The following is a 22,117-nucleotide window of genomic DNA, read 5'->3' as shown; positions in this document are numbered from 1 at the left end:
CATGAGTAAAGGTATTAAATTATTAATTATCAGCTGGTTAAGTTTGTTTTTTTCTGCACCACTGTGGGCTAATGTGACGTGGCAAGGCCATTGTCGAGACCGAATCCCCTATCTTTATTTTGAAAATGGTCAGTGTAAAGGGCCGGGTGGGGATGTGATTACTCAAGTCATTGGTAAATTAGGCCATCAAGTTCAGTGGACGCAAGTGCCTTGGGCGAGAACGATTGGTGTTGCACCACAAGGCGGTGTTGACTTAATCCCCTTACACTCCATGGATGAGGAGCGTGAGGTCTATTTACATCCACTACTCATGGGTTATGGTCAAAGAGAGGTCTTTTACTTTACCCGTAAAAACTCTGATATCGATGCTAAAGATTTTGATGAAATCGTCAGTAAAGGGTATGTAGTTGGTGCATTAAATGGCAGTTTTTATAGTTCGCAATTTAATCAAAATACCGATCGGCTACGGACTATTTTTGTCACTAGTGGCGATCAAATTATTAATATGCTCAAGGCGGGACGATTTGATTTGGCTATCACTTCGGAGCAGCATGGACTTGACGTATTTGAAAGTGATCCCGAACTAAGAAAAATCAGTTATACGGATGTTTCGCTCAATGGACGCTTTTTCAGTGTGCCTAAACGCTCAGCAAACTATCAATACATTAATCAATTAGAGGCGGCATTGACTGAAATGCGCCGTTCTGGGGAAATTACGCGGATATTTGAGTCTTACGGTTTAGAGGCGCCGATTCAACAAGAGTGATTACGTTAAGACCAATGTATAAACAAAAACTGCGAGCCAAAATGTCAGCTCGCAGTTTTATTAAGAGGAGACGTTACCGCATAGTAACAAATTCTTCACTGCCCGTTGGGTGAATAGCCACTACCGAATCAAAGTCAGCTTTGGTCGCGCCCATCTTCATTGCAACCGCAAAACCTTGAATCATTTCATCCACCGTAAAGCCAATACCATGTAAACCGACCACGGTTTCTTCTGGGCCCGCGCAGACTAATTTCATTTTGCATGGCTGGCGATGAGAGGTGACTGCGGTATACATAGCAGTAAAGCTCGATGTATAGACTTTGACCTGATCGGCGCCATACTTAGCGATCGCATCAGGTTCGGTTAAGCCAATGGTGCCAATCGGTGGGTGACTAAAGACCACGGTAGCCACTAAGTCATAATCCATTTTCGCTTCAGGTTTGTTGTTGAACAAACGCTCAGACAACTGACGACCCGCTTTGACGGCCACGGGGGTTAACTCAATACCGCCTTCCATAATATCGCCGACACAGTAAATGCCTTCAACATTGGTATTTTGGTATTGATCGACTTTAATGTAGCCTTGCTCATTAGTCGCTACGCCAGTGGCAGCAAGATTAATCGCATCAGTCGCGGGATGGCGGCCAATCGCCCAGATCAGGGTATCAACATTGCAGCTTTGGCCATTTTCAAGATGCAGTGTCAGGCTGCCATCGGCCTCTTTAACGACTTGTTTTGGCACACTATGGGTGTGCAGCGTTGGCCCTTCCGTTTTCATTACTTCGGTTAAAGTATCAATGATCATCGGATCAAAGCTGCGCAGTGGCGATTCTTTACGTACAAACAAGTGGGTCTCTGTGCCAAGGGCATGCAGTACCCCAGCTATCTCAACCGCAATATAACCAGCGCCGACCACGGCTACGCGTTTCGGTTGCTCGGTTAACTCAAAGAAACCGTTGGAATCAATACCGTATTCTGCGCCAGGAATGTTTGGAATGGTTGGTCGGCCACCAACGGCAATCAAAATATGATCGGTAGTATATTGCTGACCTTCGACTTCGATGGTTTTGGCATCAATAAAACGGGCAAAACCACGAATAACATGCACTTTGTTATTACCGAGCACGCGATCGTAAGATTGATGAATGCGACCAATATAGGCTTGGCGGCTTTCAATCAGTTTTGACCAATCTAGACCATTAACCTTGACATCAAAGCCGTAGTCTTTCGCGTAAAGCTGCATTGCTTCGGCAATTTGAGCGCCATGCCACATGACTTTTTTCGGCACACAGCCGACATTCACACAAGTGCCACCGAGATCTTTCGCTTCAATCAAAGCGACTTTTGCGCCATACATTGCCGCACGGTTCGCCGAGGCGATGCCACCGCTGCCGCCGCCAATACAGATATAATCAAAATGTGTTGTCATTCCTTTCTCCGTTATTCTTTTCAGTGCTTTATTAAGTAGATTGGGTCAGTTTATTCTGGAACAACCCATTCGACTTTAAAATGACCCGTTGCGGGAGCGATGGCTTGCTTGAGAAACGGCAGAATGGTTTGCATCTCACTCTCCAGTTTCCACGGCGGGTTAATTACAATCATCCCTGACGCGGTCATACCGCGTTGGTTGGTATCGGGTGCTACGCCAAGCTCAATTTGTAATATTTTACGAATGCCAAGGTTAGCTAGCCCATCTAACATATCCTCAATATCGCAGCGGTTAACCACGGGATACCAAATCGCATAAATGCCCGTTGACCAACGTTTATGGCTTTGCGCGATGGCTTGCACCACATCGCGATACTCTTTGGCCAGCTCATAAGGCGGATCAATCAGCACCAAACCGCGGCGTTCTTTTGGCGGTAAGCTGGCTTTTAAGCGTGCAAAGCCGTCTTGTTTGTAAATCGCCACTTGGCGATCACGAGCAAATTCTTGCTCCAGTAATGGGTAATCACTGGGATGCAGCTCGCTGAGTACCATGCGGTCTTGGGCACGAAGATGAGCACGAGCGATGCGTGGTGAACCTGGGTAATAGCGTAGCTCCTCGCCTTGGTTGAGTGCTTTAACCGCCTCCAGATAACTGTCTATTTCAGCGGGCGTGTCTGCCTGCTGCCATAATCGGCCAATCCCTTGTTTGTATTCTCCGGTTTTTTCTGACCACTCGTGGGTTAAATCGTAGCGCCCAACGCCAGAATGAGTATCGTGATAAACAAATGGTGTCTCTTTTTGCTGTAACGCATTGAGAATAAGACTTTGTACGATATGCTTTAATACATCAGCGTGGTTGCCAGCATGAAAACTGTGACGATAACTTAGCAAAATGAGCTCTCAAAACACCCTGAGCGAGTGTGGCTAGTGAATCAAATAATATCGCCTGATTATATACTCAAAAGCGTTTCAGGTGCAGATTGGTGATACGTCAGTCTGAGCGAGGTGAGTTGATGATATCTCCTTCGTACTTAAAGCTGCTGCGGTGTTGGCGACGTTCATTCACCTCAGTCATATCGTTTGTCTATGTTCATGGGGATTGATTCACTTGCCGCTTACTTGTAACTCCAAGTCGTTTGGGACAGTGGGGTGAAAGTTAGCTTAACATCGTCAATCTTGTGGTGATTTTAAGTCATAATACTTAAGTCGCTATTGAAATTTCGCTTCACCACCCCTATTTACTTTCTCATAACAAGAACCTTCTTACTTTGCTAATCCAAATAGGAAGGAGAGCGACACGTCTTAACTCAAAAGGAATGTTATATGTCAAACCCTCTTCTCACGTTCACGGACTTACCGCCGTTTTCTGCCATTAAACCTGAGCATGTAAAACCTGCGGTTGAACAGGTGATTGAAGCTTGCCGCACTAAAATTAACCAAGTTCTTGAGGGTAACACTCAACCTTCATGGGCGAGTGTGATTGCGCCGATTGAAGAAGTTGATGATCGCTTAAGCCGAGTATGGTCGCCTGTTAGTCACATGAATTCCGTTGTTAATAGTGATGATCTACGTGACGCTTATGAAAGCTGTCTGCCTCTGCTGTCTGAGTACAGCACTTGGGTTGGACAACACAAAGGGCTGTTTGACGCCTATAAAGCCATTAAAGCCAGTCCAGAGTTTGCAACCTTAACTCGAGCTCAGCAAAAAACCATCGACGATGGCCTGCGTGATTTTGAGCTTTCAGGGATTGGCTTACCTGCCGCGGAGCAGAAACGCTATGGTGAGATCAGCAAGCGCATGTCCGAGTTAGGTTCAAAGTTTTCTAATAATGTCCTTGATGCCACCATGGGCTGGAGTAAACAGATCTCCGATGTTGAGCAGTTAGCAGGTATGCCAGAATCGGCCCTTGCTGCAGCGAAAGCGGCCGCAGAAGCGAAAGGGTTAGAAGGGTATTTATTGACTCTAGAGATGCCTTCTTATCTACCCGTGATGACCTATTGTGATAACCAAGCTCTGCGTCAAGAGTTGTACGAAGCGTACGTGACGCGAGCATCGGATCGCGGCCCTAACGCTGGTCAATGGGACAACAGCGAAATCATCGCTGAGAAACTCAAGCTACGCCATGAAATTGCTCGGATGTTAGGGTTTAACTCTTACAGTGAAAAATCATTAGCGACCAAAATGGCGGAAACCCCAGATCAAGTGTTGGGCTTCCTGAATGATTTGGCGGCTAAAGCCAAGCCTCAAGGCGAGCGTGAAGTAGAAGCCTTACGCCAATTTGCTGAGCAAGAATATGGCGTGTCTGAGCTGCAATTATGGGATGTGGCATACTACAGTGAGAAGCAAAAACAGCACTTATTTAACATTTCCGATGAAGAATTGCGTCCTTATTTCCCTGAAACAACGGTAGTCAAAGGCTTATTTGAAGTGCTTCACCGTGTGTTCGGTATGTCGGTTAAAGAGCGTGCAGGGGTGGATACTTGGCATCCTTCGGTACGTTTCTTTGATATTTTTGATTCCAACCATACCCTGCGTGGTAGCTTCTATCTTGATCTGTACGCTCGTGAGCATAAACGGGGCGGCGCTTGGATGGACGATTGCCGTGGCCGTCGTGTGACGCAAAATGGTGAATTGCAAACGCCAGTGGCTTATTTAACCTGTAATTTCAACCGTCCAGTCGGCGATAAACCAGCCTTATTTACTCATGACGAAGTGGTGACTTTATTCCACGAATTTGGTCACGGTATTCATCATATGCTGACTCAAGTTGAAGTGGGTTCAGTGTCTGGCATCAATGGTGTGCCTTGGGATGCGGTTGAGTTACCGAGTCAATTTTTAGAAAACTGGTGCTGGGAAGAAGAGGCATTGACCTTTATTTCAGGTCATTACCAAACCGGTGAACCGCTGCCAAAAGCCATGCTGGATAAAATGCTCGCTGCGAAGAACTTCCAATCGGCGATGTTTATTCTGCGTCAATTGGAATTCGGTCTGTTCGACTTTACGCTTCATACCACCTACGACCCAGAAGTAGGGCCAAAAGTGCTAGAAACCTTAGCTGAGGTGAAGAAAAAGATCTCAGTATTACCAAGCTTAGAGTGGAACCGTTTCTCTCACAGCTTTAGCCATATTTTTGCTGGTGGTTATAGCGCCGGTTACTACAGCTATTTATGGGCAGAGGTGTTGTCTGCCGATGCGTTCTCACGCTTTGAAGAAGAGGGTATTTTTAATACTCAAACCGGACAAAGCTTCCTAGAAAACATTCTTGAAATGGGCGGCAGTGAAGAGCCTATGGAGCTATTCAAGCGTTTTCGTGGTCGTGAACCACAAATTGACGCCATGCTGCGTCATGCTGGGATCCCCGCTTAAATACACGTCAAGCGAACATCACTTAGAGGGGCTGCACATGCAGCCCTTTTCTATTCCATCACTCGACGATCACGATGAAACGGAGACTTATGACGTCATTTGGTTATCCCATCGTTTAAGAGTATAATCGTACAAATTATGTATAAATAAACAGTAGATTAGCCATGATGGATCCCTCTCTTTTGCTCGATGGTCTCAACGATAAACAGCGCGAAGCCGTTGCCGCCCCTTTAGAAAATCTATTAGTGTTGGCAGGAGCGGGCAGTGGCAAAACACGGGTACTAGTACATCGTATTGCTTGGCTAATCTCGGTTGAACAAGCGTCGCCATTTTCGGTCATGTCGGTGACGTTTACCAATAAAGCCGCTGCAGAAATGCGTGGACGAATTGAAGAGTTAATGCAAGGCAGCGCATCGGGTATGTGGAATGGTACTTTCCATGGCATTTGTCATCGTATTTTACGTGCTCACTATTTAGACGCCAATTTGCCGGAAGATTTTCAAATCTTAGATTCTGAAGATCAACTGCGTTTATTACGCCGTTTAATCAAAGCGCAAAATCTCGATGAGAAACAGTGGCCCGCTAAACAGGTTTGTTGGTGGATCAATGGAAAAAAAGACGAAGGCTTACGTCCGCGACACATTGATGTCTATCGCGATCCGGTGACGCAAACCTATCTGCAGTTGTACGGCGCTTATCAAGAAGCGTGCGACCGAGCGGGGTTGGTCGATTTTGCCGAAATTTTATTGCGTACTCACGAGCTTTTGCGTGATAAACAGCACATTCGCGAACACTATCAAGCGCGTTTCAAACATATTCTGGTCGACGAATTTCAAGATACCAATAATATTCAGTACGCTTGGCTACGCATGTTAGCTGGGCCTGAATGCCATGTGATGATTGTGGGTGATGACGATCAATCGATTTATGGCTGGCGCGGAGCGAATATCGCCAATATTGAAAAATTCACCTTGGAATTTCCGAGTGTTAACACCATTCGTCTTGAGCAAAACTACCGTTCAACCAAAACCATTTTACAAGCCTCGAATGCCTTAATTGCCAATAACACCGAGCGGATGGGGAAAGAGCTATGGACCGATGGTAATGAAGGTGAACGGATATCGGTGTATTCTGCTTATAACGATTTGGATGAAGCCCGCTTTACGGTGACCAAAATTAAAGAGTGGCGAGATAACGGCGGCTTACTCAATGATTGTGCGATGCTTTATCGCAATAACGCTCAGTCACGGGTATTGGAAGAAGCGTTAATTCAAGCTGGTCTACCTTATCGTATCTATGGCGGGATGCGCTTTTTTGAACGCCAAGAGATCAAAGATTCGCTGAGCTATTTACGTTTAATCGCGAATCGTCATGATGATTCGGCTTTTGAACGAGTGATCAATACTCCGGTGCGAGGTCTGGGTGATAAAACGCTGGAAACCATTCGTTTTGCCGCCCGTGATCGCGGCTGTACTTTGTGGGATGCCAGTATCGCGTTATTGAATGAGCAAGTGCTAACCGGGCGCGCTGCGGGAGCTTTGAGCCGCTTTGTTGAGCTGATTAATGCCTTGGAAGATGATAGCGCTGAGATGCCTCTTTACGTACAAACGGACCACGTGATCAAAACGTCAGGTTTATACGCCATGTATGAACAAGAGAAAGGCGAAAAATCTAAGGCGCGAATCGAAAACTTGGAGGAATTGGTCACCGCCACACGTCAGTTTGAAAAACCGGAAGAAGCCGATGAGATGAGCATGCTAACCGCATTTTTAACCCATGCGGCACTGGAAGCTGGAGAAGGGCAAGCGGATGAGTTTGATGATGCGGTGCAATTGATGACATTACACAGCGCGAAAGGACTCGAATTTCCTTTGGTGTTTATGGTTGGCGTCGAAGAAGGTATGTTCCCGAGCCAAATGTCCGCTGAAGAAGCGGGGCGTTTAGAAGAAGAGCGCCGTCTGTGTTATGTCGGCATGACGCGAGCGATGCAAAAGTTATACATCACCCATGCAGAAATTCGCCGTTTGTATGGCCAAGATAAGTACCACAAGCCATCACGTTTTATTCGCGAACTACCTGAGCAGTGTTTAGATGAAGTGCGTATGAAAGCGCAAGTCAGCAGACCCACTAGCAGTGGCCGGTTTAGCACTAGCGCGGTGAAAGAGAATTTTAATGAAACGGGCTTTAGTTTAGGGGCGCGAGTGCGGCATCCGAAATTCGGTGAAGGTACGATCATCAACTTTGAAGGCAGTGGCCCACAGAGCAGAGTGCAAGTTGCGTTTAATGGTGAAGGCATTAAATGGCTGGTCACCGCTTATGCTCGACTAGAAAAAGCCTAACGTTTTTCAGCGTTACCAAACAAGTGGGTAACGCTGATTACCGATAAAAGAAAACCCCGCGGGCAAAGCCTGCGGGGTTAGGGTCTTACTTGCAGCAATCCAGCTACTCAATCGGTGCTCCCTGCATCAATTCCTTGATAGTATGCCATATCCTTTAGCGTAATCCGTCCATCGCCTTCCTAGCGGTGTCCTTTATCATCCTGATCGACTAACCATCCTGTTAGTTCGCTTACTTGTTCCCTGAGCAGTGTCCTTGACATCATCCTGATGTTCAATCCTTGCCTCATCCAGAGGAGTCCATTGTCATTCCGTTGTCGTTACCATCCTAGTAACGAGTGCATCCTTTCAATGTCCCTGTGCAGTCCTTGCTGATGATTAATCCTTAACCATCACTCGTCATCCTGACGTTTACTGTCCGTAGTAATTTCTGTTCCGTGTCAGCATCCTTCCGACACCACCCATATTACGCTTTTAAACGGCTTCAACAAGAGACTAAAAATAAATGCACAATAAATCCCATGCTATAGATTTTGTTTTAAAGTTTTTAAATTCAGCTAGTTATGGTTTTTTTAGTGGCGTTACTCTAGAGATAAAACGATGTTGGCTTACTTATTTGTGCGAGATCGCTTACAAAAGGGCAAGCCAATCTTCCTCTTTGTTCGCTGAGCTCGAAGATCGATTAGGATTGATAAAACAAGCCGATCAGCGCTTGAGAGAGAATCATTAAGCCAATTAGGCTGAAAATAATCCCACATAATAAATCAATATAGCGGCTTGCTCGTTGCAATTTACGCTGCAAGCGCTCGGTTGATAGCATCCACGCTAGTGCGGCAAACCAGAGCAGTGAGATAGCCCATAGAATCAGTAACGCCATCCCTTTACCTTGTAGTGACATACTGGCTGGCACTAACGTTGACATCAAACTGATGAAAAAAACCAAGGCCTTAGGATTAAACAGATTGGTAATTAAGCCACGAGAAAATGCTTGTCGCTTATTATTCAGTAGCAATTCTGTGCGCTGGGAGATAACCCCACTGTCTGTTTTCCAGTGTTGCATGGTATGGCGTAATGCATTACTGCCCAAATAGAGTAAGTAACTGCCACCAGCGACTTGGACAAGTGCAAACAGCAAGGGCTGTTGATGAACAAGATAGCTGACTCCCGTTAAGCTTAATAACGAGTGAAGCAAGATGCCGCAGGAGAGCCCGAGGGCAATATAAAGCCCAGTGTGGCGACCATAGCGAGTGGCGTTTTGAATCACCAGCGCCATATCTGGCCCCGGACTCATCAAAGCAATGAAATGGACACTGGCTAAAGTGATTAATAAGCTGATTTCATTCATGGTTATTGGCTCAAAAAATTGGAGAGAATCAAGAATGCCAGATTAAACCGCTGTGCGATTGTAAATTATTGACGTTTAATCGATGGCCGAGGGAGTTACACCATAAGTCCATTTAAAGGCTTTGGTAAAATGGGCTTGATCGTAAAATCCGACTCGATGAGCGACTTCCGTTCCTGCTAGACCACTTTTTATCAGTTTCATGCCCTGCTCTAGACGTAGTCGAGTAAACCAAGCGTAGGGTGTCATACCCATTTGAGCTTTAAAATGACGTTGAAACTGAGTTGGACTGAGCTGACAAAGCTGGGCAAGTTGTGCCAATTGTACAGGTTGATCGATATTGGCGATCAGAAATTCTTTCAGCGTCGCAATAGTTTGTACGCCAAGCGGAATCGCCACTTTTTCTTTAGTTATACTATAGCGATGAATTAAATTGGCGAGTCCTTCGTATGGGAGGCAATCTTGTTCTAGTTGGCTTAGGTTTGGCAATAGCAAGCGTTGATGGAGTTGAGCAAGTTGCTGAAAAATCGATTGGTCATCAACAATTACGCGATTAAAATTGATCATAGCGTGAGAGCTGCTTAATGCTAAATGTTCACTAAACCATTCTGGAGTGATTGATAACACTCGTACTTGATAGCCTGAATCAAATAAAGATTGACCATCGTGAAGTTCATCCGGTGGCATAATGACGATCTGGCCGTGTCCTACCTGATGTTGGCTGCCACGATAAACAAACTTTTGTTGGCCACTGGTGATCAAACCGATATGAAAATCCAGATGATAGTGGCGTTGAAAGGCAAACTTTTTATAGTCAGCTTCAATCAGATTAATCGCTTGATGCGGCGTTGAATAATATCGAATCGTATCCATATGAGCTTAGTGGTATGAGAATCGATACCACTAAGCTTAATCGTTACCCATTGCCTTGTCTTGTAAAAAATGATCACCTTACTCGGTAACAATACGTGTGGTATGGCGTTTATAAGTTAAACCATCATAACTAAAGGCGATTAATGCGCCCCAAATAAAGACGAAAGTGATCGCTTTATCAGCGCTGAACGCTTCGCCGTATACCAAAACGGCGAGTAAGAACATCAAGCTGGGGCCGATATATTGGAAGAAACCGAGCGTCGATAACTTAAGGCGTGTTGCCGCACCAGTGAAACAGAGCAAAGGTAAAGTGGTGATGATACCTGCGCTGATCAGCAGTAGATTCAATGACCAGTCATTGTTCGATAGGTGGCTGGTTGGCGTATCGGCCAGCATAAACAGATATAACGCGGCGACAGGCAGTAAAAATAAGGTTTCGATAAATAGGCCGCTTTGCGCCCCCACGCCGACTTTTTTGCGCAGCAAACCGTATAAACCAAATGTAGTGGCTAACACTAGCGCTACCACTGGCAGCGATCCAAATACCACCAACTGAATGGCAACGCCAATCATCGCCAGTAGCACGGCAAACCATTGTAATTTGCGTAGTCGCTCACCTAAAAATAGCATGCCAAGAAAGACATTCAGGATCGGGTTAATATAATAGCCTAGGCTCGCATCGAGCATATGGTTAGCATTAATCGCCCAAATAAAAATCAACCAGTTACCACCAATCAGGAGGGCGGTGATTAATAAATAACCGAGCTTGATTTTGGATTGGAAAATATCCACTACATGACGCCACTGGTGACTGAAGTGAAGTAAGCCTGCTAGTAAGAAGAAAGACCAAATAATCCGATGACTGAGAATTTCTAGCGGAGAAACGTGGCCCAGTAATTTAAAATAAATCGGTGCTACGCCCCACATGGTGTAAGCACTGATCGCTAAAAAAATTCCTTTTTTAGCTTCTTGTTGTTGTTCTAATGTCATGATGTCGAATTCTCTGCAGTCGCAAGGGATAAAGAGGAGAAATGCTGGTCAGGGCGTGTTAACTAATACGTAAAAACGTAACTAAAGGTTAACCGCTGAGAGTATAACCTGTAAATCGAATTCATCGACTACTTTGCGGTTTTATTCACCGGCAAACGGCACTACAATAACCGACTGTTCTGATGCTTGAAGTATCAGCATCCCCACTCATGATTGAGAGCTTGCATGACCGCCACTGTACTCGTTGAACAACCGGAACTTAACTTATCGCCGCAGCACGTGTTACGTGAGGTGTTTGGCTATCAGACGTTTCGGGTTGGACAGCAAGAGGTGATAGAGGCGGCGATCGCTGGACAAGACAGTTTGGTGATTATGCCCACAGGGGGCGGTAAATCGCTTTGCTACCAGATCCCCGCATTAGTTTTGCCTGGGCTCACGGTGGTGATTTCACCGCTGATCTCTTTGATGAAAGATCAGGTTGATCAGCTCAAAGCTAATGGTGTTGCCGCGGAGTGTGTCAACTCTAGTCTCTCACGTGAGACGCTGATTGCGATTTACAACCGAATTAATCGTGGACAGATAAAATTGCTCTATGTCTCGCCAGAGCGAGTGTTAATGACCGATTTTATCGAACGTTTACAACAGCTACCATTAGCGATGATCGCCGTGGATGAGGCGCACTGTATTTCTCAGTGGGGGCATGATTTTCGCCGAGAGTACGCCTCACTTGGTCAACTTAAACAGGTTTTCCCTCACGTTCCCTTTATGGCACTGACGGCAACGGCAGATGATGCAACGCGAATTGATATTTTACATCGCCTGCAATTGGCTAACCCGCACACTTATTTGGGCAGCTTTGATCGACCCAATATTCGTTACACCCTAGTCGAAAAGCACAAACCCGTATCGCAAGTGATCCGTTATTTAGAAACGCAACGCGGCCAATGTGGGATCATCTATTGTGGTAGTCGTAAAAAAGTCGAAATGCTGACGGAAAAGTTGTGCAATAACGGCATTCGGGCGGCCAGTTATCATGCTGGGATGGAGGTTGATGAGCGTGCTTATGTCCAAGAAGCGTTTCAGCGTGATGACGTGCAAATTGTTGTCGCTACGGTCGCCTTTGGGATGGGGATTAATAAATCCAATGTGCGTTTTGTGGTCCATTTTGATATTCCACGCAATATTGAATCTTACTATCAAGAAACCGGACGTGCGGGACGAGATGGTTTGCCTGCTGAAGCGATCATGCTTTACGACCCTGCCGATATCGTTTGGCTGCGCCGCATGCTAGATGAAAAGGAAGAGGGGCCTCAAAAGCAGGTCGAAAGCCATAAACTGACGGCGATGAGTCATTTTGCTGAGGCGCAAACCTGCCGCCGACAAGTATTGCTCAACTACTTTGGCGAATACCGTGACACGCCTTGCGGTAACTGTGATGTCTGCCTTGACCCACCGAAACATTTCGATGCCACGGAGCAAGTGCGCAAAGCGCTGTCTTGTGTTTATCGTGTTCAGCAGAGTTTTGGGATTGGTTACGTGGTGGAAGTGCTGCGTGGGATGCAAAATATCCGGATTCGTGAAAATGGCCACGATAAACTCTCTACCTATGGTTTAGGGCGCGATCACAGCCATGATTACTGGGTGAGCATTTTCCGTCAGTTGATTCATAAGGGCTTGCTACAGCAAAATATTACTCGCAATTCCACCTTGCAGTTGACTGAAGAGGCCCGGCCGATTCTGCGTGGCGACAAAGCGGTTGAATTAGCCGTACCACGTTTAGATACCGCAGCGCGGGCGGTGAAATCGGATAAATTGTCGAATAAAAACTACGACAAAAAACTGTTTGCGAAATTGCGCAAACTGCGCAAATCGCTGGCCGATGAAGAAGGCTTACCACCGTATGTGGTCTTTAGTGATGCGACTCTAATTGATATGGCGGATATTTTACCGACCTCGTATGGTGAGATGTTGGCTGTTAACGGTGTTGGTCAGCGCAAATTAGAGAAATATGCCGATCCATTTTTGGATGTCATTCAGGAGCATTTAACTGGTCATGGCTGAGTTCGCTTTACAAGATTATCTCGCCGATCCGGGGCGACTTATCCTGAGCACGCCAGAATGGGATATGGATAGTTTCCCCGCTCTTGGCGAGCATTTTCTGCAGTGGTTATCCGCTTCGCTTATCGATAAGCAGCTTGATGCTGATTTGCATACTTGGCTAATAGATTTTGAAGGTTGTCAGCTACTACTCAAAGCCGAACATTACAGCGCCAGTATTTGGCTTGAAACATTGAGTGATGAGCAAGGTCGAGAAGAGCTGGCCTTTATCGCCCAGTTACTCTCTGGTCACCCATCCGCCGATGATTGAGTCTTCGGTTTATAAAATTTGCTGAATGTCCGACGAAATGGTCTCTATCAATTGTCGCGCTGAATCTTCTCGCCGCTGAACCAAACTGATAAACAGTAAATCGGTTAAGACATTTTGCGCAGTACGAGAGGCGATAGACGAGCTGCGATGTTGCGTTTCATCGGCGATGGTATCTAAAACGATATCCGCCAGCTGACGCAGTTTACTTTTCTTTGGCGCAGTCAGAGCAATAACTTTGGCCCCTTGTTGCTTGGCCGCTTCGGCGGCAATAAAGACCTCTTTTCTATCTCCAGAAAAAGAAATCGCGATTTGCACATCTTGAGGCGTGAGCGTTCGCGCGGTAGCAATTTGTACGTGACTGTCTTGCTCAGCGAGTGCGGTAATACCTAATTTCAATAGCTTGAAAGCTAAATCCTTCCCGGTCAGTGCCGACCCGCCAATGCCGACGATTTGCACTCGATGCGCTTGATTAATCCAATTCACCGCATGGTGAAATTGTTCAAAACAGAGCGCGTTGGTGGTATGAAACATGGCATCCGTTTTTGCTTGGACTAACTTTTGTGCAATCACCGCCAGTGGATCATTAATAAAAATATTGTGCTGTACAGGCGTTGATTCGAGCGCTTGTTTGCGGCTGAGTTCTTCTACCAGCAATAGCTTAAAAGCACTGTAACCTTTAAAGCCCATTTTTTGAGCAAACTTAATGATACTGGATTGGCTGGCACTCACTTGATCGGCCAATTGTAAACTGGTCATTAAGGCCGCTTGCTGAGGATGAGCAAGGATCCAGTCGGCAATTTTTAACTCATTTGCTGAGAGCTGAGTACGTCGACTGATCATTCGATTAACTATAGACATGATGATTTCTCCATATGCTAAAAGCGGTTTTACCACGAATCTGCCATTTAAAAGACGATTTATGGTGCAGTTTTTGGAATTTTTTATTCCTTACTGGGAATTGAATCTGCTTTGACGATGAATAGTATTCAGTGGCTTGGCGTATCTTTGGGTTTGTCTGGCCTTATTTTTAGCGATTATTCCATGCTTTAGCTGGTCAATGAATAACCATAGCTGTGATCCTTATCACTCGATTGGAATTTTTTATTCTATAGAATCGCCATCAGTTGTTATTAGACATATAGGCTTGTGCATGAAAATAGATTTAACCCAATGGGTAACGGAGAGTCGTAATCCAGCGAGTGCGGCGATTGATACCTTATCCACGTTTGAGATGTTACAAATCATCAATCAGGAGGATAAGAAAGTCGCTTTAGCGGTTGAAAAAACCTTGCCTCAAGTGGCGCAAGCGGTCGATGTGATTACTTTTGCCCTGCAATCTGGGGGGCGTTTGTTCTACATGGGAGCGGGAACCTCTGGTCGATTGGGCATTCTGGATGCTAGCGAATGTCCTCCCACTTATGGTACCTCACCCGACTTGGTGATTGGCCTGATTGCTGGTGGTCATCAAGCGATTTTAAAAGCGGTGGAAAATGCAGAAGATAATGTAGAACTTGGTGAGCAAGATCTGCAGCGTTTTCACTTTGGTAAACAAGATGTTTTAGTGGGCATCGCCGCTAGTGGCCGAACGCCGTATGTACTGGGCGGCATGGCTTACGCTAAATCCGTTGGTGCGATGGTGATCTCTCTGGCCTGCAACCCTAATTGTTTAATGGAACAAGCCGCGGATATTGCTATTACGCCCGTGGTTGGCCCTGAAATTGTCACTGGCTCTTCAAGAATGAAGGCAGGCACGGCGCAGAAGCTGATCCTCAATATGTTAACCACAGGAGCGATGATTCGCAGCGGTAAGGTCTTTGGCAATTTAATGGTCGATGTTGAAGCCACCAATGCCAAGCTTATTCAGCGTCAAACGCACATTGTTCGTGAAGCAACGGGCTGCAGTACAGATCAAGCGGAACAAGCGCTCGCGGCCTGTCAGCGACATTGTAAAACGGCGATTTTGATGATTCTTGCCGATCTCAATGCACAGCAAGCCGCGGAGCGGTTGGCAAAGCATCATGGCTTTATTCGTGCGGCACTGAACGATCAATAATCCAATCGTGTTGAGGTAAGGTAAATGGCTAAAATAACATCGAGCATGATAGCTCAACTGCTTCGCGCGGTCGGCGGCAGTGATAACATTAGTAAGTGTGGTAACTGTATGACCCGCTTACGCTTAACATTGAATGATAACCTCCTCGCCGATCAAGCTGGGATTAAAGCCATTGCTGGGGTTATGGGGGTGGTAGAAAGCGATCAACAACTGCAGATTATTCTCGGTCCTGGTAAAGCGCAAACTGCGGCTGAAATGATGAATGAGATGATCGCCAATCTTGGGCTTACCGCTACATCAACGTCAGATACGCCGGATTTATCGACAATTGCTGCGGCGCAAAAACAGCAGATGAAGAGTAAACAAACCAGTGCCGTGCAGCGTTTCCTCAGTAAGTTTGCGACCATTTTTACGCCATTAATTCCGGGCTTTATTGCCGCTGGTTTATTACTTGGTTTTGCCACTTTATTAGAGCAGATGCTAGTCCTTGGTCAATCGCCAAGTCAATTTACGCTGGATCTGATCGCCTATATGAAGGTGTTTGGCAAAGGATTATTCGCCTTTCTGAGCATCTTAATTGGGTATAACGCGCAGCAGGCATTTGGCGGTTCTGGGGTCAATGGCGCTATTTTAGCTTCCTTGTTTGTGCTGGGTTATAACCCAGATGCGACAACGGGCGTTTATTCTGGCATGAGTGAATTTTTCGGTTTTGCGATTGACCCTCGAGGCAATATTATCGGCGTACTGTTAGCGGCGATTTTGGGTGCTCAGGTCGAAAGAAAAGTTCGCCAATACATGCCTGATGATTTAGATATGATCTTAACCTCTTGCGTCACGTTATTGATCATGGGGGCGGTGACTTTTTTGGTGATAATGCCGATTGGTGGTGAGTTATTTAAAGGCATGTCATGGTTATTTCTCAACCTGAATGATAATCCACTAGGGGCTGCGTTGCTCTCCGGTTTATTTTTGATTTCGGTAGTATTTGGCATTCATCAAGGGTTTGTTCCGGTCTACTTTGCTTTGATGGATGTGCAGGGTTTTAACTCGCTGTTTCCTATTTTGGCGATGGCTGGAGGCGGCCAAGTTGGCGCGTCGCTAGCATTGTACTTTAAAGCCCAAAAAGATGCCGTGCTGCGTACTCAAGTGAAGGGTGCGATCATTCCGGGTATTTTAGGCATTGGTGAGCCGCTGATTTATGGCGTCACCCTACCCAGAGTGAAACCGTTTGTCACGGCATGTATTGGCGGTGCGGCTGGTGGTTTCTTTATTGGTTTAGTCTCTTATCTTGGCTTACCTGTCGGACTGAATACGGTATTTGGGCCATCGGGTATTGTCGCGATTCCGTTAATGACATCAGCGCAGGGTATTTTCCCAGGGATGTTGGTATTTATCTGCGGTCTACTCATTTCTTATGTGGTTGGTTTTTTTGCAACGCTTTGGTTTGGCTGCAAAGATGTTGACTTAAGTTAGTTCACCTTCCCCCTATTGGTGAATGATTTTGCCCTGATCCGATAGGTTCAGGGCTTTTTTATGTTTGGCTCTAGCGGCGGATTATTTTTTGGTGATTTTATCTAAATAACCCATCATAAAAGCAGAGATGACAAAGGTAATGTGAAGCATCAAATACCATTGTATTTTCTCATTGGCGATATTTTCGGTATTCATAAACACTTTCAGCAAATGAATTGAAGAGATCGCGACAATCGAAGCAGCAACTTTATTTTTCAGTGAACCGGCATCGAGTTTACCCAACCAGCCCAATTTATCGTTATGTTCCTCAACGTCGATTTTAGAAACAAAATTCTCATAGCCAGAAAACATCACCATCACAATCAGCCCGCCAACTAAGGTGATATCAATCAATGATAACGCGATTAGAATCAGGTCAGCTTCTTGAATAGCAAAGATATTTGGGAGTAGGTGAATCACTTCTTGAAAAAATTTAATCCCTAAGGCGAGGAGGATAAAACTCAAACCGAGATAAATAGGTGCCATGATCCAGCGAGCAGAGTACAGCAGTTTTTCGATAATACGTTCCATTTAAAGTAACCATCAACAAAGCCCAATAGGGCAGAATGAGGCTGATATTACTTTGTTTTTATACTTAAGGTGTAGTGAAAATTGAGGGGATAAGATCCCCTCAGCAGACGTATTGATTAGAGCGTATTTTTATAAATGCGACCGTCTTTCATGATCAGTTGTAGGTTATCCGTTGCTTCTAAAATGGTTAAATCTTGTAGCGGATTGCCATTGACGATCAGCAGATCGGCCAAAGCTCCGGCCTCAATAACCCCTAACTTACCTTGATAAGGCGCACGCTCTCCTGAGAGCATCAGTAGCTGCGCATTGTCGTAGGTAGCCATTTTCAGTACTTCAGCAGGGGTGTACCAGCGAGTCATAATACTCAACAGTTGCGTTTGCCCTTTGAGTTTTTCCGCACTGAACAAAATGTCGGTTCCCCATGCGACTTTTACTTGATGTTTTTTCGCTAAACGATAGGCCCTGTCTGTGCCTTGTTCGACCATTTTTTGTTTCAGACGTTGCGGCGAGCCTTCGGCAAAGCTGGATTTTCGCTCAGAAGTAAACGGTTGTAAGCTCCACCAAATGCCTTCTTTGGCCATTCGTTTTGCGGTTTTTTCATCAATCAATTGACCGTGTTCAATCGATTTAACCCCACCATCAATCGCTTGATTAATCGAGCGAGGAGTATAAGCGTGCACCGTCACATAGGTGCCCCAATTTTCTGCCGCTTCCGTCGCGGCGCGAATTTCTGCCAGGCTGTATTGAGTCACATCAAGCGGGTCATAAAATGATGAGACGCCACCACCTGCCATGAGTTTAATCTGCGATGCCCCGAGGGCTAACTGCTCTCGTACATGCTGGCGAACTTCGTCCGGACTATCAGCAATCGCTGAAGTGCCTGTCCTAACAGAGATGGTCTGTTTTTTACTATCAGGGGTTATTAACTCATTGGGTAGACGAAAATCACCGTGGCCGCCAGTTTGAGAGATGAAAGCCCCGGCTGGCCAAATACGAGGTCCGGTGGTGATCTGCTTATCGATCGCCATTTTTAAGCCGAATACTGGCCCACCCAAATCGCGCACACTGGTATAACCCCGTTGCAGCATATCGGCAGCGGTTTTAGCGGCAACAATATTAATAAAACCTTGATCAGCAAGCATTAAGGTTTGTTGAGGCAGGGCGGCGAGCATTAAATGAGTATGAGCATCAATCAATCCCGGCATTAAGGTTTTGCCTTGCCCATCAATCACTATAGTATTGGAGTCAGTGATGTTAAGAGCTTGGTAATCTTCGATTTTGCTGATCAGGTTATCTTGCACATAGACATTTTTTGCTGCGCTGAGTGTTGCTTGTCGTCCATCAAATACTTGCACATTTTTAAATACATACTGGGCGGCAAAAGTAGGCCAAGCGATTAGGCTTACACCTAGCAGTAGCCAAAGCGGTTTATTCATTTTATCACTCCAATCAACTAGCGGCATGACACCTTGGTGCACAAACAGATAAAAGTGTAGCGATATTTGGCGAAACTATCCGATTTTAAGAGCAAAAATGCCAACTTTGTTGAATAAACCTCAGCGGTTTACTCGTTGAGTTGCTTGATGTTTTTGTATGCTTTTGTATGTAACCATTCTAAAGCGAGATAAAACATGAATAATAACGATTCTTTTTTACTGATGTTATTCGAGGTTGTCTCTTGTCTCTCTTTACTCGGTTAATGCCATTCTTTGGCGCTTGCTACATCATCATGTCTCTACACTCGGTTGCCAATGAATTAACCCCTGATCCACGAATCCACCAAGGTCGTTTAGCTAATGGCTTAACTTATCAGTTGATGGTTAATCCATACCCAGAAAAAGCCATCATCATGCGCATGCAAATTGCCGGTGGCTCGCTGGTGGAGTCTGAACAGCAGCAGGGATTGATGCATCTATTAGAGCATATGGCGTTTAAGGGCTCTCGATCCGTTCCACAAGGGGATATGATTGCTCAGCTAGAAAAGCTTGGTCTTAGTTTTGGTTCGGATACCAATGCAATTACTGAGTATCATCAAACGGTGTATCAATTTAATATCACGGAAGGCACTCAAGATAAGCTTACAACTGGGCTGATGTTAATGCGTGAGATTGGTGATCAACTGACTTTAACACCCGAAGCTCTAGCACAAGAAAAGCCGATCGTAATGGCGGAAATACGCGAAAAACAATCGATGGAGCTAGATGATTATCAATATCAGCAGGCATTTTTGTACCCAGACAGCCCATTGGCGAGTCGTCTGCCAATCGGCTTGGAAAGCGTAGTTATTCAAGCGACAGTAGCACAATTACGTGATCTCTATCAGCGCTTTTATACACCAGAGCGCACGACCATAATTGTTGTCGGTGATATTGATATTGCCGCCACAGAGCGTCAGATTCAGCAACGTTTTGCCAACTGGCAACCACATCCACAGGCGGTTTTAGTTAGTGATGATCCACTGCCAACCTTGACAGTCCAGCAAGAGCTTAGAGCGGATAGCTTTTTTGACCCACGTTTACCGACGACGGTGACTTTGGGTATGTTACAGCCTCAAGATGTACTTGTTGATGGTATCGCAAGACGGCATAGAATGCTTAACGACTGGCTAATTCGTCATCTGTTGTATCGCCGCTTAACCGCCCATCTGCCAGAGGAGGATATGGGGCGTCGAGTCAATGTGGCCTTATTTGAAGAGTTTAAACATGGCTTACGTTTTGAATTATCACTCAATTCAGCACCTCAACAATGGCGAGAAAGCCTTGCCCTGCTAGAGCAGACCATGCGTCAAGCTTTGGTGGGTGGTTTTACTGAACAAGAAGTTAATCGAGCATTAGACTTGATCGAACAAGATATACAGCATGATCTAGCTCAACCACTAAGTGTGAATAGCTTTGGTTTAGCTGAGCAATTGGTCGATTTTAACGCTCGCGGCTTATATTTTTTAGATCCCAAGCAGGAATGGGCGTTGTTTCAACGATTGAAGCCTAGTTTGACTGCATCAGCACTGCATGAAGCCCTGAAGCAGCGTTGGCAAGGGGAACCATGGATTTATCTGACTCACTCTCAACCAGAAGAACAGGTGGCAAAGCAGCTTCTGAGCGTCTATCAGCAAAGCCAGCAGCAGCCGATTAGCGCTCATCAAGAGCAAAAATTGACTCCGTTTGCTTATGCAAATTTCGGTAAGCCGGGAAAATTCATTGCCGATAAGCGTGATGAACAGGCAGGAATCCGCCAACTGGTTTTTGCTAATGGCGTACGACTTAGTTTGAGACCCACTCAATTTGAATTGGGACAAGCGATAGTGCAGCTCAAAGTCGGTTTTGGTGATGTAGCCCTGCCTAAAAGCGAAGGGCTAATCACGTTATTTCAACGTAGCTTTGTTCTTGGAGGATTAGCTGAGCATAGTTATGCTGAGCTGGGACAAATATTAGCAGGGCAAGGTTTAGCTGTGGGATGGAAACTATCGGAGCAAGGGTTTAATGATGCCGTCTCTGTGCGAACCGAGCGATTAAGAGCGCAGCTAGGGTTACATACCGCTTTTTTGATTGCGCCAGGGTTTAGACCTGAAGCGTTACACCAGTTTCGGCAACAAGTGCGAGAGCATGCATTTAGCCGCCATACCAACGCTGAAACGTTATTTTGGCAGCGATTCGCTGAGCTATTACATCCAGAGGACATAAACTACGCCCTTGGCCGCGATCAAGAGCTATTGAAGCGAGATTTTTCTGAAATCGCCCTCGTGCTCGCATCGGCCGTCGATCGTGGCTTACTTGAGGTCACGATTGTCGGCGATATTGATGAATCTCAGGCGATTCAAGCGGTAGCCGAAACATTGGGTGCGATAGAGCGTCATCCGTTGCCAATCACCAAGCGTCCAGTCGTAGCTCGCCTGCCTGAGTTACCAGCGAGCCGCCAGTTGAGCCATCAAGGAGCGGTTGATTCAACAGCTCTGGCTTGGATTTGGTCTAATCTTGATAGTTACTCCGTTGAGCAAGCGGCGAAAATCTTGTTATTAGATCGCGTTTTGCAACTGCTGATCACTGAAGAGCTACGAGTACAAGCGGGGATGAGTTATTCACCTTATACTTTCCATTCTAGTGCGAAAGAACCGTCAGAGTTAGGTTATATCGGCTTATTTGCGCTGGTTGATAGACAGCATGTTTTATCTATTGAAGGTAAAGTTGACACGCTCATCGAGCAACTGGGTTCAGGGCAGCGAATAGACGCTGATTTATTGGCGAGAGCTAAGCAGCCTTTATTACAATCCATCGCTCATGTCAGTAATAGCAATGGATTTTGGTTAGAGGCTACGGCAATGGGCCGAACTCAACCAGAGTATTATCAGCGCGTGCAGCAAATTTATGATCATATTGCCGCCGCTGATATTCAGTCAGTACAAACAAGTGCCCAACGCTATTTAAGTAAAGACAAGTGCTTAAAAGTGATTACCTCGTTTGGCGAGTCCGTGGATTAATTTACTGAATATTGGTTGCAAAGAAAGCCAACTGACTTTGTAAATATAAGAATGCTACTCGTTTAATTCGGGTGGCAT

16 protein-coding genes are annotated in these 22,117 nt (G+C 45.7%); 8 read left to right on the top strand and 8 right to left on the bottom strand.

Features of this window, described 5'->3' with window-relative positions:
• Position 1: 1 nt before the first annotated feature.
• A complete protein-coding gene (locus CAG60_RS09335; RefSeq protein WP_158137580.1) occupies positions 2 to 766 on the top strand; it encodes a substrate-binding periplasmic protein in 765 nt (254 codons plus the stop codon).
• 73 nt (positions 767 to 839) lie between these two features.
• On the opposite strand, the gene gorA is transcribed toward CAG60_RS09335, so the two are convergent.
• Both gorA and CAG60_RS09325 read right to left on the bottom strand, forming a co-directional pair.
• Positions 840 to 2,195, bottom strand: coding sequence for a glutathione-disulfide reductase (gorA, locus tag CAG60_RS09330; RefSeq protein WP_161438804.1), 1,356 nt, complete (start codon positions 2,193 to 2,195; stop codon positions 840 to 842).
• Between the two features lie 50 nt (positions 2,196 to 2,245).
• On the bottom strand, positions 2,246 to 3,085 hold the full coding sequence (locus tag CAG60_RS09325; protein ID WP_161438803.1) for a 23S rRNA (adenine(2030)-N(6))-methyltransferase RlmJ: 840 nt from the start codon (positions 3,083 to 3,085) through the stop codon (positions 2,246 to 2,248).
• Positions 3,086 to 3,517: 432 nt separating this feature from the next.
• On the opposite strand from CAG60_RS09325, the gene prlC reads away from it, so the two are divergent.
• On the top strand, positions 3,518 to 5,560 hold the full coding sequence (gene prlC / locus CAG60_RS09320) for an oligopeptidase A (RefSeq protein ID WP_161438802.1): 2,043 nt from the start codon (positions 3,518 to 3,520) through the stop codon (positions 5,558 to 5,560).
• A gap of 164 nt (positions 5,561 to 5,724) precedes the next feature.
• On the top strand, positions 5,725 to 7,899 hold the full coding sequence (gene uvrD, locus CAG60_RS09315) for a DNA helicase II (RefSeq protein WP_161438801.1): 2,175 nt from the start codon (positions 5,725 to 5,727) through the stop codon (positions 7,897 to 7,899).
• A 679-nt stretch (positions 7,900 to 8,578) separates the two neighbouring features.
• Here the strand turns inward: uvrD and CAG60_RS09310 are convergent.
• The 3 genes from CAG60_RS09310 to rarD all read right to left on the bottom strand — a co-directional run bounded on the left by CAG60_RS09310 (position 8,579) and on the right by rarD (position 11,101).
• Positions 8,579 to 9,241, bottom strand: a complete 663-nt coding sequence (locus tag CAG60_RS09310; RefSeq protein WP_158137585.1) for a LysE family translocator — start codon at positions 9,239 to 9,241, stop codon at positions 8,579 to 8,581.
• Between the two features lie 75 nt (positions 9,242 to 9,316).
• Positions 9,317 to 10,111: an AraC family transcriptional regulator gene (locus CAG60_RS09305; RefSeq protein ID WP_161438800.1), complete on the bottom strand. Its 795-nt coding sequence runs from the start codon at positions 10,109 to 10,111 to the stop codon at positions 9,317 to 9,319.
• A 78-nt stretch (positions 10,112 to 10,189) separates the two neighbouring features.
• Complete coding sequence (rarD, locus tag CAG60_RS09300) at positions 10,190 to 11,101, bottom strand: EamA family transporter RarD (RefSeq protein WP_154169577.1); 912 nt, start codon at positions 11,099 to 11,101, stop codon at positions 10,190 to 10,192.
• A 225-nt stretch (positions 11,102 to 11,326) separates the two neighbouring features.
• Here rarD and recQ point away from each other — a divergent pair, with 225 nt between their 5' ends.
• Together recQ and CAG60_RS09290 are read left to right on the top strand one after the other, a co-directional pair.
• Positions 11,327 to 13,162, top strand: coding sequence for an ATP-dependent DNA helicase RecQ (recQ, locus tag CAG60_RS09295; RefSeq protein WP_161438799.1), 1,836 nt, complete (start codon positions 11,327 to 11,329; stop codon positions 13,160 to 13,162).
• A complete protein-coding gene (locus CAG60_RS09290) occupies positions 13,155 to 13,469 on the top strand; it encodes a DUF3630 family protein (protein ID WP_161438798.1) in 315 nt (104 codons plus the stop codon). The genes recQ and CAG60_RS09290 overlap by 8 nt, the downstream gene beginning before the upstream one ends.
• A gap of 9 nt (positions 13,470 to 13,478) precedes the next feature.
• On the opposite strand, the gene CAG60_RS09285 is transcribed toward CAG60_RS09290, so the two are convergent.
• A complete protein-coding gene (locus CAG60_RS09285) occupies positions 13,479 to 14,327 on the bottom strand; it encodes a MurR/RpiR family transcriptional regulator (RefSeq protein ID WP_161438797.1) in 849 nt (282 codons plus the stop codon).
• A 292-nt stretch (positions 14,328 to 14,619) separates the two neighbouring features.
• Here CAG60_RS09285 and murQ point away from each other — a divergent pair, with 292 nt between their 5' ends.
• Together murQ and murP are read left to right on the top strand one after the other, a co-directional pair.
• On the top strand, positions 14,620 to 15,522 hold the full coding sequence (gene murQ, locus CAG60_RS09280; protein WP_161425003.1) for an N-acetylmuramic acid 6-phosphate etherase: 903 nt from the start codon (positions 14,620 to 14,622) through the stop codon (positions 15,520 to 15,522).
• Between the two features lie 24 nt (positions 15,523 to 15,546).
• Positions 15,547 to 16,995, top strand: coding sequence for a PTS N-acetylmuramic acid transporter subunit IIBC (murP, locus tag CAG60_RS09275; RefSeq protein ID WP_161425002.1), 1,449 nt, complete (start codon positions 15,547 to 15,549; stop codon positions 16,993 to 16,995).
• Between the two features lie 81 nt (positions 16,996 to 17,076).
• Here the strand turns inward: murP and CAG60_RS09270 are convergent, their stop codons facing one another.
• Entirely contained in the window at positions 17,077 to 17,565 is a 489-nt protein-coding gene (locus CAG60_RS09270; RefSeq protein WP_004397492.1) for a TIGR00645 family protein, read from the bottom strand.
• 116 nt (positions 17,566 to 17,681) lie between these two features.
• Positions 17,682 to 19,001: a metal-dependent hydrolase family protein gene (locus CAG60_RS09265; RefSeq protein WP_161425001.1), complete on the bottom strand. Its 1,320-nt coding sequence runs from the start codon at positions 18,999 to 19,001 to the stop codon at positions 17,682 to 17,684.
• 242 nt (positions 19,002 to 19,243) lie between these two features.
• On the opposite strand from CAG60_RS09265, the gene CAG60_RS09260 reads away from it, so the two are divergent.
• Positions 19,244 to 22,039 carry a M16 family metallopeptidase gene (locus CAG60_RS09260; protein ID WP_161438796.1) on the top strand — a complete coding sequence of 932 codons (2,796 nt, stop codon included), beginning with the start codon at positions 19,244 to 19,246 and terminating at the stop codon, positions 22,037 to 22,039.
• Positions 22,040 to 22,117: the final 78 nt, after the last annotated feature.

Origin of the sequence: Vibrio sp. V33_P6A3T137 (assembly GCF_009904835.1) — a bacterium.
GTDB lineage: Bacteria > Pseudomonadota > Gammaproteobacteria > Enterobacterales > Vibrionaceae > Vibrio > Vibrio metschnikovii.
This window is presented reverse-complemented; position numbering and strand designations above follow the sequence as displayed.

What these genes read in the sequence shown, in the direction of transcription:
- CAG60_RS09335 (WP_158137580.1), top strand. Translation starts at nt 2, where the DNA reads ATGAGTAAAGGTATTAAATTATTAATTATCAGCTGGTTAAGTTTGTTT.
- rarD (WP_154169577.1), bottom strand. Translation starts at nt 11,101, where the DNA reads ATGACATTAGAACAACAACAAGAAGCTAAAAAAGGAATTTTTTTAGCG.
- CAG60_RS09290 (WP_161438798.1), top strand. Translation starts at nt 13,155, where the DNA reads ATGGCTGAGTTCGCTTTACAAGATTATCTCGCCGATCCGGGGCGACTT.
- CAG60_RS09265 (WP_161425001.1), bottom strand. Translation starts at nt 19,001, where the DNA reads ATGAATAAACCGCTTTGGCTACTGCTAGGTGTAAGCCTAATCGCTTGG.
- murQ (WP_161425003.1), top strand. Translation starts at nt 14,620, where the DNA reads ATGAAAATAGATTTAACCCAATGGGTAACGGAGAGTCGTAATCCAGCG.
- CAG60_RS09270 (WP_004397492.1), bottom strand. Translation starts at nt 17,565, where the DNA reads ATGGAACGTATTATCGAAAAACTGCTGTACTCTGCTCGCTGGATCATG.
- CAG60_RS09305 (WP_161438800.1), bottom strand. Translation starts at nt 10,111, where the DNA reads ATGGATACGATTCGATATTATTCAACGCCGCATCAAGCGATTAATCTG.
- CAG60_RS09285 (WP_161438797.1), bottom strand. Translation starts at nt 14,327, where the DNA reads ATGTCTATAGTTAATCGAATGATCAGTCGACGTACTCAGCTCTCAGCA.
- CAG60_RS09310 (WP_158137585.1), bottom strand. Translation starts at nt 9,241, where the DNA reads ATGAATGAAATCAGCTTATTAATCACTTTAGCCAGTGTCCATTTCATT.
- gorA (WP_161438804.1), bottom strand. Translation starts at nt 2,195, where the DNA reads ATGACAACACATTTTGATTATATCTGTATTGGCGGCGGCAGCGGTGGC.
- uvrD (WP_161438801.1), top strand. Translation starts at nt 5,725, where the DNA reads ATGATGGATCCCTCTCTTTTGCTCGATGGTCTCAACGATAAACAGCGC.
- murP (WP_161425002.1), top strand. Translation starts at nt 15,547, where the DNA reads ATGGCTAAAATAACATCGAGCATGATAGCTCAACTGCTTCGCGCGGTC.
- recQ (WP_161438799.1), top strand. Translation starts at nt 11,327, where the DNA reads ATGACCGCCACTGTACTCGTTGAACAACCGGAACTTAACTTATCGCCG.
- prlC (WP_161438802.1), top strand. Translation starts at nt 3,518, where the DNA reads ATGTCAAACCCTCTTCTCACGTTCACGGACTTACCGCCGTTTTCTGCC.